We start from the raw sequence: 12666 nt of genomic DNA, 5'->3' as shown, positions 1-12666 counted from the left end.
ACAGGACAATTGCCCTGTACGGCCATCGCGCATTAAGCTCTCTTGAGACTTCGGCAACGCGTCACCATTGACACTGAAATGGCGCCGTCATGCGCCGTGGCGGGCAGAGCGCCCCGTGCATAACGCGCAGGTATCCGCCATCGCGGCTGCCCCTCATCGCCAAGCATCATCGTCACTCATCACTATCAGGATATTCGACGCCTTGAGCCACCAGTCACAGCAAGCCAATCGCATTCTCAACATGACGCTTGAGCCGGCAGACCCGCAGCGTCTGGCCAGCCTGACCGGCCAGCGCGACGAGCATCTCAAGCTGATCGAATCCCGGCTCGGTGTCACCCTGCGCAATCGCGGCAACGACTTCCAGATCGCAGGCCCCGCGGCCGCCGTGAAGGCGACCGCCAACGTGCTGGAGCATCTGTATCGCGAGACCGGCGCCGGCGAAGTCGATGCCGAGACCGTTCATCTGTTCCTGCAGGAATCCGGCGTCGAGGCGCTGGTCGAGGCCGCCGAAGACCAGGGCGCCACCTACGGTGATGTGGTGATCCGCACGCCCAAGGTGCTGGTGCGCCCGCGCGGCTTCAACCAGCAGGGCTATGTCACCGAGATGCGCAATCACGACATCAACTTCGGCATCGGTCCTGCCGGTACCGGCAAGACCTATCTTGCCGTCGCCGCTGCCGTGGAAGCGCTCAACAACAACGAAGTGCGACGCATCCTGCTGGTGCGTCCGGCGGTCGAGGCCGGCGAGAAGCTCGGCTTCCTGCCGGGGGACCTGGCCCAGAAGATCGACCCCTACCTGCGCCCGCTCTACGACGCCCTGTACGAGATGCTCGGCTTCGAGCACGTCAACAAGATGATCGAGCGCCAGATCATCGAGATCGCGCCGCTGGCCTACATGCGCGGCCGGACGCTCAACAACGCCTACATCATTCTCGATGAGTCCCAGAACACCACGCGCGAGCAGATGAAGATGTTCCTGACGCGCATCGGTTTCGGCTCCACCGCCGTCATCACCGGTGACGTCTCGCAGGTCGATCTGCCACGTGGCACCCAGTCAGGTCTCGCGCACGTGATGGAGGTCCTCAAGGACACGCCGGGGATCAGCATCACGCGCTTCCTGGCCAAGGACGTCGTGCGTCACCCGCTGGTGCAGCGCATCGTCGAGGCCTACGACACCTTCGAAGCCGCGGAAGAGCAGCAGGAAGGCGAGCGTCGCGAGCAGCGTCAGGCCGAGCGCGAAGCCCGCATGGCGGCGCTGAATGCCCAGAGCAACGTGCCGCCTGCCAGCACCCCGACGGGAGGTAGCCAGTGAGCGAAGCCCCTGCGGTCGTCGTGGACCTGCAACTGGCCATCGGCGAGAGTGAATTCGATGGCCAGCCGCTGCCGGCCAGCCATCAGCTGGAAGCCTGGGTGGCGGCTGCGCTGCTGGCCGCCGCGGAAGACGGCGCGCTGGAGCGCGATGCCAGCGACGCCGCGGCGCCGTACGAGCTGACCGTGCGTCTGGTGGAAGAAGCCGAGAGTCAGGGCCTCAATCGCGATTATCGCGGCAAGGACTCCCCGACCAACGTGCTGTCCTTCCCGCATGAGCCGCTGGATCTGGACGACTTCGCCCTGCCGCCGGAACTGGCCGCGCGCTTCGCCGAGGAAGGCGATGACGACAGCCTGCCGCTTGCGGGCATGCCGGAGGGCGATCTGGACGCCGGCGAAGAGGAAGGTCTCGACGGTCACAACAGCGACGATGTCATGCTGGCGTCAGACGCCATGAGCGAAGCTGATGAGGCAGACGTCTCTGATGCCTCGACTTCTGACGCCGCGTCTTCTGCCCTCGGCTCTGCGGCCACCGAGACCGCGGCTGAGCAGGCTCTTGATGAACAAGCTCTTGATGAGCAGCGCTTTCTGGGCGACCTGATCATCAGCGTGCATGTCGTCGCCCGCGAAGCGCGGGAACAGGGCAAGTCGCTGGAAAATCATTTCGCCCACATGCTGGTTCATGGCACCTTGCACTTGCTCGGCTATGACCATATCGAGGACGATGAAGCCGAACGCATGGAAGCGCTCGAGCGTCATGTGCTGGCAGGGCTCGGCATCGCCGACCCCTACCGGGAAGAGAATCACTGATGCCGGCGCTCCTGCGCATCGGCAGCACCCGCCGTCGGGTGACTCGGGACTTGTCCCCGGATCGCTCGGCTGCCCCGATACCACCACGACGATGGGGTATCGCCACCGAGGAAAAGAGAAACTAACGCATGAGCGAAGACCGATCGGGAAGCCAATCGAAAACCTGGCTCGATAAGCTGTTCGGCGCCTTCTCAAGCGACACCGACGAACCCAGCTCCCGTAGCGAGCTGCTCCAGTTTCTGGCTGAGGTAGGCCCACGCCTCAACCTCGATCAGGACGCCATCGCCATCATCGAAGGCGCGCTGGAAATCAGCGACCAGCAGGTGCGCGAGGTGATGATCCCCCGCTCCCAGGTGCAGGCCATTCAGGTCGATCAGCGCCCGGAGGAGTACCTGCCGCTGATTCTCGAATCGGCTCACTCCCGCTATCCCGTCATCGACGAGAACCTCGACGAGGTGCTCGGCATCCTGCTGGCCAAGGACCTGCTGCCGCTGATTCTGCAAAATGACAGCGAGCGCAAGCGCTTCGATCTGCGCGAAGCGATCCGTCCGGCGATGTTCATCCCCGAATCCAAGCGCCTCAACAGTCTGCTCAAGGAATTCCGCGAGACCCGCAATCACATGGCGGTGGTCATCGACGAGTACGGCGGCACGGCAGGCCTTGTCACCATCGAGGATATCCTCGAGCAGATCGTCGGGGATATCGAGGATGAGCACGACACCGATGAGGATGAGGACATCCGCGAGCTGGGCGATGGCCAATTCGCCGTCAGCGCGCTGACCACCATCGATGACTTCAATGAGCACTTCGATACCGACTTCTCCGATGAGGAATTCGACACCATCGGCGGTCTGATGATTCAGCGCTTCGGTCACATGCCGCGCCGTCAGGAATCCACCGATTTCGCCGGCTGGCGTTTCACGGTGCTCAATGCGGACAATCGTCGCATTCGTCAGGTACAGGTATGCCGTCTGGAAGATGCCACCGGTGACGCGCCGCCCTCGGCCGAGCATCGTGCGCACATCAGCGGCGAGTGATTCATGGCCTGATCACAGGCTGACCCGATAGAGGACAATGCCAGACACATCCGCCGATGTGTCTGGCATTTTACAAGGAGAGCGGCATGTCAGATTCCCCCCGCGCGAGGAGCTTCCCGGGCGCCTCGTTGCTGGCCAATGTACTGGCGATCATTGCCGGGGTACTGGTCACCTTGAGCTTTGCCCCCTTTGAACAGTGGTGGCTGGGCCCGATCGGCGCAGGCCTGCTCTACGGGGCGCTGCGCATGGAAGGCGGTGGCTTCCTGCGCGCCTGGTGGTTCGGGGTCGGCCTGTTCGGCAGCGGGGCCAGCTGGGTCTACGTCTCGATCCATGATTATGGCTATACCGGCATGCCGCTGGCGGTGCTGCTGACGATGCTGTTCGTGGCCTGCATGGCGCTGTTCCCGATGCTGTGGCTGGGCCTGTGGCAGCGCTTCTGCTCACGCAAGCTCGATGTGCTGTCATTCGCCGCGGTATTCGTGCTCAGCGAGCTGTTCCGCACCTGGGCCTTCACCGGCTTCCCGTGGCTGCTGCTGGGCAACAGTGCCGTGGGCTCACCGCTTGCCAGCTGGGTGCCGGTGCTTGGCGTCTACGGTATCTCGCTGATCATCGCGCTGTCCGGGGCGCTGCTGTGGAATCTGGCGCTGCGTCGCCGCTGGTGGGCGATCGCGCCGCTGCTCGTGCTGTGGAGCGCGGGTCTGCTGCTGCCGACCGACTGGACACAGTCCGGCGGCCAGCCGGCGCGCGTCGCCCTGCTGCAAGGCAACCTGCCGCAGTTGATCAAGTGGAGTGCCGAAGGGCAGCGTCGTGCGGCCAATACCTACGCCGCGATGACGCGCGCCGTGCAGGACGATGCCGACCTGATCGTCTGGCCGGAGACAGCACTGCCGATGCTGCGCGACCAGGCCGAGCCCTTCCTCGAGCGCATCCAGGCAACTCTGCCGCCCAAGACCGGTCTGATCACCGGGATCGTCGAGCGTGACGCCGACAATCGCTTCTACAACAGCGTGATTCCCATCGATGACCCGTCGGCCCAGTATCGCAAGGAACACCTGGTGCCCTTCGGCGAGTATGTGCCGCTGGAAAGCTGGTTGCGGGGCATCATCGGCTTTTTGGACCTGCCGATGTCGAGCATGCAGTCAGGCGACAGCCAGCAGCCGCCACTGATGGTCAGCGGTCTGCGTATCGGCGTGGCGATCTGCTACGAGATCGTCTATCCGGAGCTGGTCCGCCAGCGCGCCTTGAGCTCTACCGTGCTGCTGACCGTCTCCAATGACACCTGGTTCGGTCACTCCATCGGCCCGCTGCAGCACCTGCAGATGGCTCAGCTGCGCGCGCTGGAAAACGGCCGCTATCTGCTGCGGGCCACCAGCAATGGCGTCACGGCGATCATCTCGCCGCAGGGTGAAATCATCGCCCGGGCACCTCAGTTCGAGGAGGCCACCGTCACTGGCGATATCCGCCTGCAACTGGGCATGACGCCCTGGATGCACTACGGCCTGCTGCCGGTGTGGATCCTGATCGCGCTGCTGCTGGCGCCGGGCCTTGTGCTGGGCATCAACGAATGCCTCAAGTCGCGCCGTCAACGCCCGCAGGACGCCTGAGGGCCAGAACGTGTGAGCCCGCAGGGCCTCAGACGCTTGAACGCTCAACCTTACCCGTTGCCGGGCCGATGCCCGGCACTGCCTCTGCACAAGCGAGACCACAATGGGCATCACCGAGTTACTCGGCATCATCAAGGACCTGGTATTGCCGCCCGGCGGGCCTCTCCTGCTGCTGTTCCTGGCCATGCTCGTGCTCAAGCGCTGGCCGGGCCTGGCACGCGCCATGATGGTCGTGGCCATCCTGGGCATGTGGCTGCTGTCCTCGCCGGTCGTCTCCACGCGCCTGATGTCAGGGCTGGAGCGCATTCAGCCTAGTGAACCGGCAGAGTGGATCCAGGCGCAGGCCGTGGTCGTGCTTTCCGGCGGACGCTACTACGACGCCCCGGAACTGCAGGGCCGTGATCGCATCAATGGCGAGACGCTCAGCCGTCTGGACGAAGGCGTCCGCGTGGCCCGCAACGCGGAGCTGCCGATTCTGCTCACCGGTGGCAAGGTATCGTCTTCCGATGACGGCACCCTCGCCGAGCTGATGCAGCGCTCGCTGATCGATGAATTCGACTACCCGGCGCGCTGGCTGGAGAACCGCAGCGAGAACACCCAGCAGAATGCGCTCTTCACGCGCGAGATGCTCGAGCAGGACGACATCAACAAGATCGTGCTGGTGACCAGCGCCTGGCACATGCCGCGCGCGATGCGCAATTTCCAGAACCAGGGCTTCCGCACCATCATCCCGGCGCCGGTGGGCTACACCACGGTCTCCGGGCTGGGCATCGATGCCTGGATCCCCAACAGCTCCGCGCTGACCCAGTCACGCTGGGCACTGCATGAATGGATCGGCTGGCTGGTGGGTCGCTAGACCCGACAGCACTGCTGGCAAGACAATCGAAGGACTGCTGGCAAGACACACGAAGGGCTGCCCATGGGCAGCCCTTCGTGTGTCTATATAACCCGCTCATCAGTCGCTTATCGCAGGATTGTGCTCATTCGCTGTCACGCATCCAGCTGGCCTCCTTGAGCCACGGCCCCAGCTGGCGGAGCTGGAAGGCGCGATCGCGCGTCCACTCGTCACTGCCGACATGCGCCGTGCCGCCAGGTGCTTCTCCCAGCACATCATCCGGGAACTTCAGGCTGTCGCGCCCCTTGATCAGCAGCGAGTAACACCGGTCGTGGCTGACCAGACTTTCGCGCAGGTAGCGCCACACGCATTCCTTCATGAACCACTGATCGATATTCGGCGTCTCGACATGCTGTGGCTGCCACTGGGCCAGCAATGTCTCGAGTGGCGGCAGGACACCGGCCACCCCGCCCCACAGCCCCGCCAGCACCAGATCGGTATGACTCCACCAGTCACGCATGACATGGAAGAAGCGCCCGGAGGTCAGCCACATCTGCACCGCGCGCACTTCGCGCAGACTGATGACGCTGTCGCAGTCGCGAACCACGAAGTAGCCCACCGTCGGGTCATCGGCGACCGCGAAGCGCCAACACAGCCGCTGTCTCAGGGTGTCACTGGAGGGACGCTCGATCAGCTCGGCGTCCAGTTCCCGCGCCAGGGCCAGGAAGTCGTCGGGCACGCTGTCATCGTGATAGAGCCAAACCCGCCACCCCGGATACAGCACCGGCGCCAACAGCAGGTTATGCAGCATGCCGTTCAAGTAGCGCGGCCCCTTGCCCCAGAGGCCGAAGGACAGCACACGCGTCTTGCCGGCGGCGACTGCCGAGGGGGATTCAGCGGGCAGTCGCCAGCCCTTCGCCAACGGCAGCCCCCCATGCTGCTCGTCCTTGAGCGCCAGGGCGCGACTGCCATGCTCGCGTGCCTCGTCATGACGCTTGAGTCTGGCCGCACTGCTGGCCAGCGAGTCGAACAGCACCGGATTGAGGCAGCCTCGTGCGGCCAATGCCTCACCGGCCGCCAGCGAGCCGGCGGCATCATTGGCGCGCGACAGACACACTACCTGATTGAGCGCGATCTCTTCATCGGCCGGACACTCCACATGCCCCTGGGCCAGAATCTGGCTGGCCGAGCGATAATCCGCGAGCAGAAACAGGTAATAGGAGATCTGCTTGAAGAGACCCGCCTCACGTGGATGCGGGCGCTGATTGAAGTGATCGATCAGCTGTTGCAACGCCTTGTGGCGCTGCCCGGCGCTCCAGGTGGCATGCGCCGGGGCGAACCAGTCTGACGGTGTCGCCATCAGCCCTGATCACTCTCATCGGCCGCGGGAGGCTGACGAGTGACGGGCGGCGCGCCACGCGAGAAGAATCGATGTCCACAGGCATGGCAGGGTTCCAGCACGCTGGGCCGCGTGAGCGTGGTGGTCGACTCACAGTGCACGCAATGCAATAGCCCCGGCGCGATGACCTCGCCGCTGGTGTAGTCGGCGCGCGCGGCCTCGAGGTCTTCCTCGAAGTGGGCGCGGTCCACCACGGTGCGGTCCGCGATCGACATCAGCGCGGAACTGACACTGCGCGACAGCACCGAGAGGTCGATCCCCAGCCAGCTGGCGATCCCTTCTCCACCGGTCGCCAGATGGCGGCGGAATTCACGCATGTCACGCTCGACCCAGGCACGCAGCAGCGCCAGCTCGTCGAGCGTGAATTCCTCGACCTCGGCCTCGAACTTGACCGCCTCATCCAGCTCGGCCTTGAGGCCATCCCACGACAGCTCACCGCTGCTGTCTTCCAGCCGCGTCAGGATTCGCCCATAGGCATCGCCGAGACGTCCTTCACCTTCGCCCTGCGGCTGACTGGAGGCTGAGCGCGAGGGCATCGGCGTATCTTCAAAGCCACTGTCGTGCGAGGACGTGGCAGCCGTATCACGATCCGTGGCGCTGATCGGCTCATGGGGATCGCGGGGTTCACGTGGTTGGCTCATGGACTCTCCTTGTGTCTTCACCTTCTCCCGTACTGCGGGAGGGCATGGCGCTCTACCTTCAGCATGGTGGCGTTGGCGTTGCGACACAAGCCACACGCTTCCACTCCCTGACACGCATCAAGGGCGTGGCACTGGCAGCATGAAGCGCATTCGCCTGGCGCCACAGCACTCGCCTCCCCTACCTGAGTCCTGGCGTCTGGGGTAGACTTGACCCCATCGCAGACAGCGGCGGCCCATCCCGATGTGACCGCCCACCTCTTCACGCCCTGCCTGTCCCTGGTGACGGGTAGCGGCCAAAGCCAAGGTAGTGACGGACCCGATGGATTCACAGGATACTTCTCAACAGTACGCTCCCGATCAGATCGAACAGGCTGCCCAGCAGTACTGGGAGAAAAATCAGTGTTTCAAGGCGGTGGAAGATGCCAACCGCGAGAAGTTCTACTGCCTGTCGATGTTCCCCTACCCCAGCGGCAAGCTGCACATGGGTCACGTGCGCAACTACACCATCGGTGACGTGATCTCGCGCTTCCAGCGCATGCAGGGCAAGAACGTCATGCAGCCGATGGGCTGGGACGCCTTCGGCCTGCCGGCGGAAAACGCCGCGATGAAGAACAACGTCGCGCCGGGCAAGTGGACCCACGAGAACATCGCCTACATGCGCGATCAGCTCAAGGCGCTGGGCTTCGCCTACGACTGGAGCCGTGAGTTCGCCACCTGCGACCTGGAATACTATCGCTGGGAGCAGTGGTTCTTCGCCAAGCTGGTCGAGAAGGGTGTCGTCTACAAGAAGAGTTCCATCGTCAACTGGGACCCGGCGGACCAGACTGTGCTCGCCAATGAGCAGGTCATCGACGGCCGTGGCTGGCGTTCCGGCGCGCTGATCGAGCGCAAGGAAATCCCGCAGTGGTTCCTGCGCATCACCGATTACGCCGAAGAGCTGCTGGCCGACCTCGACAAGGTCGAGTGGCCGGAGCAGGTCAAGACCATGCAGCGCAACTGGATCGGCAAGTCGCGCGGTGTCGAGCTGAGCTTCGGCCTCGATGCCAAGGCCAGCCAGGTGCAGGAATCCCTGACCGTCTTCACCACCCGTCCAGACACCCTGATGGGCGTGACCTACGTCGGCGTCGCCGCCGCTCACCCGCTGGCCAAGGCCGCGGCGGAGCACAATGCGGAGCTTGCCGAGTTCAACGCCGAGTGCGCGCGTGGCGGCACCAGCGAAGCCGACATGGCGACCATGGAAAAACGCGGCATGGATACCGGCTTCAAGGCCATCCACCCGCTGACCGGCCGTGAAGTGCCGGTCTTCGTCGCCAACTTCGTGCTGATGGAATACGGCACCGGTGCCGTGATGGCCGTGCCGGCCCACGACGAGCGTGACCACGAATTCGCCACCAAGTACGACCTGCCGATCGAAGCCGTGATCGCCGATGCCGACGGCAATGCGCCTGACGTCAGCGAAGCCGCCTTCACCGAGCACGGCGTGCTGATCAACTCCGGTGACTTCAATGGCCTCGACTTCGAGAGCGCCTTCGATGCCATCGCCGCGCGCCTGGTCGAGCAGGGTCGTGGTGAGGTCAAGACCAACTTCCGTCTTCGCGACTGGGGCGTCTCCCGTCAGCGTTACTGGGGCGCGCCGATTCCGGTCAAGAATGGCCCGAACGGTGAATCCATCCCGCTGACCGACGACGAACTGCCGGTCGCTCTGCCGCTGGAAGTCGAATTCGACGCCTCCGGTGGCTCGCCGATCAAGAAGATGCCGTCCTTCAGTGACCTGGGCGATGGCTGGCAGCGCGAGACCGATACCTTCGACACCTTCATGGAGTCCTCCTGGTACTACGCGCGCTTCTGCTGTGCGGACAACGCCGATGCCATGCTGGACGAGCGCGCCAACTACTGGCTGCCGGTCGATTACTACATCGGCGGCATCGAGCACGCCATCCTGCACCTGCTCTACTCGCGCTTCTTCCACAAGCTGATGCGTGACTTCGGTCTGGTCGAAAGCGACGAGCCGTTCAAGCAGCTGCTGACCCAGGGCATGGTGATCGCGGACACCTACTACCGCATCAACGCCAAGGGCGGCCGTGACTGGTTCAACCCGCTGGACGTGGACGTCGAGACCGACGACAAGGGCCGCGCCATCAAGGCCGTACTGAAGTCCGATGGTCTGCCGGTGGAAATCGGTGGCACCGAGAAGATGTCCAAGTCCAAGAACAACGGCGTGGACCCGCAGTCGATGATCGACCGCTTCGGTGCCGACACCGTGCGCCTGTTCATGATGTTCGCCGCGCCGCCGGAGCAGTCGCTGGAATGGTCCGATTCCGGTGTCGAAGGCGCACACCGCTTCGTCAAGCGCGTCTGGCGTCTGGTCCACGAGCATGTCGCCGCCGGCACTCCGGGCGCGCTGGACGTGACTGCCCTGAACGATGATCAGAAGGCGCTGCGTCGCAAGACACACGAGACCATCGCCAAGTGCAGCGATGATATCGGCCGCCGCACCACCTTCAACACCGCCATCGCGGCCGTGATGGAGCTGGTCAACGCCATCAGCCGCTTCGAGGACACCTCCGAGCAGGGCCTGGCCGTCAGCCGTGAAGCCGTCGAGGCCTGCGTGCTGCTGCTGTCGCCGATCATCCCGCATGCCAGCCACTCGCTGTGGGCGACACTGGGCCACGACGAAGCCGTGATCGACGCCAGCTGGCCGGCCGCCGATGCCGAGGCGATGAAGAAGGACAGCATCGAACTGGTCGTGCAGGTCAACGGCAAGCTGCGTGCGCGCCTGTCCTTCGCCGCCGATGCCGATCGCGATGCCATCGAAGCCGCGGCGCTGGCAGATGCCAATGTCACCAAGCACACCGATGGCAAGACGGTGCGCAAGGTGATCGTGGTGCCGGGCAAGCTGGTCAATATCGTCGCCAACTGATAGCGACCCGACCAGGCAGAGCAAGATACCGGCGGCCCGAGTCGCCGGTCCCGTCAGAGGCCGACAGGCAGCTGGAAGGATGTCGGTCTCTGACGGCCATATTCCGTGCGCTGCGTGATGCTGACAGGCCCCACGCAGCGCTCTCGCAAGATATTCATGACACTCGTTCATGACAGGAGGTCACGGTGACGCAAGCGAAGTCTTCCAGTGTTTCAGCAGACACATCAGAGCGTGCATCCCGCGGCCTCGGCCGCCGTCGTGTGCTGGCCGCCCTCGGCGTCGGCCTGGCGCTGACACTGAGCGGCTGCGGCTTCCAGCTGCGCGGCGTGAACGATGCGCCGATGGCCATCACCGAGCTGGACGTCCAGGCACCGATCACCAAGACCCACGACGCCCTGCGCGACGCTCTCGAGCGTGCCGACGTCCGGTTGAGCGACAGCGCCCCGCTGACCCTCAATCTGGGCAAGGTTCGTGAGAACGTGCAGCAGATCACCTACGGCGATGCCGGCAGCATCAAGCGTGAACTGACCTATCGCCTGACCTACTCGCTGCAGCGCAAGTCCGATGGGGCCTACCTGGCCAACCAGCAGGAGCTGCAGGCCAGCAGCTTCTTCTATACCAACGATGATGACCTGCTCAACACCGACAACGTACATGAGCGTGCGGCCGGGGAAGTCAATCGTGACCTGAGCCGTCAGTTGCTGGAGCGCCTGCGCGCGATCAAGCCCTGAGCTCCACGCTCCCGCACTGAGGCACCCCGTTCCTAAGTCATGAGTCGTGATCCATAAGTGCTGAAAGGCCAGACGATTGACGACAAGCCGATTGACGACAGGCGAAGCCGGGAGAAGCGGAAGGAAGCAGGCAGCAGTTGGTAGAGATTGGAAGTCGCAACGTTCGCCAGGCACGGCTCCACGATATCGGGCAACCGATCATCATGGGGCCGTGCCTGTTCAGGGCCACCATCACGCCGGGGCTAGCACCCTGCTCGTGACTGGCCGCCCGAGCCTTTAGGCGCACTTGCCCACCAGACCCGCGCAGTATCGAAGGACATTCATGAAGGTCTATCCCGACAAGCTCGACGAGCAGCTCAACAAGCGCCTGTCTCCCGTCTATATCGTGGCCGGTGATGAGCCACTGATTCACCAGGAAAGCTGCGACGCCATCCGACGTGCGGCACGCGCTGCCGGTGTCGAGGAGCGCGAGGTACTGCATGTCGAGAACGGCTTTCAGTGGGGCCGTTTGACCGAGTCTGCCGCCAGCATGTCTCTGTTCGCCTCGCGCAAGCTGATCGAGCTGCGCATGGGCACCCAGAGTGCCGGCCAGGAAGGCAGCAAGGTCCTCAAGGCCTACGCAGAGCGCATCGAGAAGGATGGCGACATCCTGCTGATCACCGCAGCGCGCCTCGACCGCAAGGTGCAGCAGACGGCGTGGTTCAAGGCATTGGAGAAGGTCGGCGTCTTCATCGCGGTGTGGCCGGTGGACCATTCCCGCCTCGGCTTCTGGATTCGCGATCGCGCCCGTCGTCACGGCCTCGAGCTGAATCAGGACGCCGCTCGCCTGCTGGCCGAGCGCATCGAGGGCAATCTGCTGGCCGCGGATCAGGAGCTGCAGAAGCTGGCGCTGCTGCACCCGCCGGGCGCACGCCTGGATGGCAATGCCATCGTCCAGGGCGTCGAGGACAATGCCCGCTATGATGTCTTCACGCTGGCCGATGCGTGTCTGAAGGGGGAAGTCGAGCGCAGTGGCCGCATCGTGCTCGGGCTGCGGGGAGAAGGCGTCGAGCCGCCGGTGATCCTGTGGGCGCTGACCCGCGAGCTGCGCACCCTGCTCTCGCTGCGCCAGCACCTCGATCAAGGCCAGAGCTTCGAGCATGCCTGCAAGGCGCAGAAGCCGATGATCTTCGACAAGCGTCGCCCCTTCTATCAACAGGCGCTCAACCGCCTGCCCCACAAGCGCCTGCACAAGCTGCTGCTGTTCTCGCAGCGACTCGACATGGCGATCAAGGGCGGGATGACGCTGCCCATCTGGGACGGGATGGTCGATCTCGCCCTGACGCTCGCCGGCGGACGCGGCCCACTGGCCGAGCTGCCTCACGCCTACAAGGTGGTGTGA

The 12666-nt window shown here is 64.2% G+C and carries 11 protein-coding genes and 1 pseudogene; 10 read left to right on the top strand and 2 right to left on the bottom strand.

Annotation, left to right across the window (positions count from 1 at the left end; all coding sequences use genetic code 11):
• Positions 1-202: 202 nt before the first annotated feature.
• The 6 genes and pseudogenes from IZU87_RS11410 (at position 203) to IZU87_RS11390 (ending at position 5615) form a co-directional block, all read left to right on the top strand.
• Positions 203-1312: a PhoH family protein gene (locus tag IZU87_RS11410; RefSeq protein WP_052384763.1), complete on the top strand. Its 1110-nt coding sequence runs from the start codon at positions 203-205 to the stop codon at positions 1310-1312.
• A 32-nt stretch (positions 1313-1344) separates the two neighbouring features.
• A pseudogene (gene ybeY / locus IZU87_RS18155) lies at positions 1345-1671 on the top strand (rRNA maturation RNase YbeY); the annotation flags it as partial.
• Between the two features lie 6 nt (positions 1672-1677).
• Complete coding sequence (gene ybeY / locus IZU87_RS18150; protein ID WP_502711610.1) at positions 1678-2118, top strand: rRNA maturation RNase YbeY; 441 nt, start codon at positions 1678-1680, stop codon at positions 2116-2118.
• A 128-nt stretch (positions 2119-2246) separates the two neighbouring features.
• Complete coding sequence (locus tag IZU87_RS11400; protein ID WP_052384764.1) at positions 2247-3155, top strand: CorC family transporter; 909 nt, start codon at positions 2247-2249, stop codon at positions 3153-3155.
• Positions 3156-3241: 86 nt separating this feature from the next.
• Positions 3242-4759, top strand: coding sequence for an apolipoprotein N-acyltransferase (gene lnt / locus IZU87_RS11395; RefSeq protein WP_213114579.1), 1518 nt, complete (start codon positions 3242-3244; stop codon positions 4757-4759).
• 103 nt (positions 4760-4862) lie between these two features.
• Positions 4863-5615: a YdcF family protein gene (locus IZU87_RS11390; RefSeq protein WP_043335281.1), complete on the top strand. Its 753-nt coding sequence runs from the start codon at positions 4863-4865 to the stop codon at positions 5613-5615.
• Between the two features lie 124 nt (positions 5616-5739).
• Here the strand turns inward: IZU87_RS11390 and IZU87_RS11385 are convergent, their stop codons facing one another.
• Complete coding sequence (locus IZU87_RS11385) at positions 5740-6954, bottom strand: tetratricopeptide repeat protein (protein ID WP_213114578.1); 1215 nt, start codon at positions 6952-6954, stop codon at positions 5740-5742.
• Positions 6954-7634 carry a zinc ribbon-containing protein gene (locus IZU87_RS11380; RefSeq protein WP_324691608.1) on the bottom strand — a complete coding sequence of 227 codons (681 nt, stop codon included), beginning with the start codon at positions 7632-7634 and terminating at the stop codon, positions 6954-6956. Before IZU87_RS11380 ends, IZU87_RS11385 begins: the two co-directional genes overlap by 1 nt.
• A gap of 11 nt (positions 7635-7645) precedes the next feature.
• On the opposite strand from IZU87_RS11380, the gene IZU87_RS17905 reads away from it, so the two are divergent.
• The 4 genes from IZU87_RS17905 (at position 7646) to holA (ending at position 12666) form a co-directional block, all read left to right on the top strand.
• The gene (locus IZU87_RS17905) at positions 7646-7777 is read left to right on the top strand and encodes a hypothetical protein (protein WP_283248899.1); all 132 of its coding nucleotides are present in this window, start codon (positions 7646-7648) and stop codon (positions 7775-7777) included.
• A gap of 176 nt (positions 7778-7953) precedes the next feature.
• On the top strand, positions 7954-10554 hold the full coding sequence (gene leuS / locus IZU87_RS11375) for a leucine--tRNA ligase (protein WP_213114577.1): 2601 nt from the start codon (positions 7954-7956) through the stop codon (positions 10552-10554).
• A gap of 185 nt (positions 10555-10739) precedes the next feature.
• Positions 10740-11285, top strand: coding sequence for an LPS-assembly lipoprotein LptE (locus IZU87_RS11370; protein ID WP_213114576.1), 546 nt, complete (start codon positions 10740-10742; stop codon positions 11283-11285).
• 322 nt (positions 11286-11607) lie between these two features.
• Positions 11608-12666, top strand: coding sequence for a DNA polymerase III subunit delta (gene holA, locus IZU87_RS11365; RefSeq protein ID WP_043335288.1), 1059 nt, complete (start codon positions 11608-11610; stop codon positions 12664-12666).

This window comes from Cobetia sp. MC34, from assembly GCF_018340035.1.
Lineage (GTDB): Bacteria > Pseudomonadota > Gammaproteobacteria > Pseudomonadales > Halomonadaceae > Cobetia > Cobetia amphilecti.
Note: the sequence above shows the minus strand (reverse complement) of the source record. Positions and strands in the feature narration are given on the sequence as shown.

Bases quoted from the DNA above. Each gene is read 5' to 3' on its own strand.
- IZU87_RS11390 (WP_043335281.1), top strand. From the start codon at position 4,863: ATGGGCATCACCGAGTTACTCGGCATCATCAAGGACCTGGTATTGCCG.
- holA (WP_043335288.1), top strand. From the start codon at position 11,608: ATGAAGGTCTATCCCGACAAGCTCGACGAGCAGCTCAACAAGCGCCTG.
- ybeY (WP_502711610.1), top strand. From the start codon at position 1,678: ATGCCGGAGGGCGATCTGGACGCCGGCGAAGAGGAAGGTCTCGACGGT.
- IZU87_RS11385 (WP_213114578.1), bottom strand. From the start codon at position 6,954: ATGGCGACACCGTCAGACTGGTTCGCCCCGGCGCATGCCACCTGGAGC.
- IZU87_RS11400 (WP_052384764.1), top strand. From the start codon at position 2,247: ATGAGCGAAGACCGATCGGGAAGCCAATCGAAAACCTGGCTCGATAAG.
- lnt (WP_213114579.1), top strand. From the start codon at position 3,242: ATGTCAGATTCCCCCCGCGCGAGGAGCTTCCCGGGCGCCTCGTTGCTG.
- leuS (WP_213114577.1), top strand. From the start codon at position 7,954: ATGGATTCACAGGATACTTCTCAACAGTACGCTCCCGATCAGATCGAA.
- IZU87_RS11380 (WP_324691608.1), bottom strand. From the start codon at position 7,634: ATGAGCCAACCACGTGAACCCCGCGATCCCCATGAGCCGATCAGCGCC.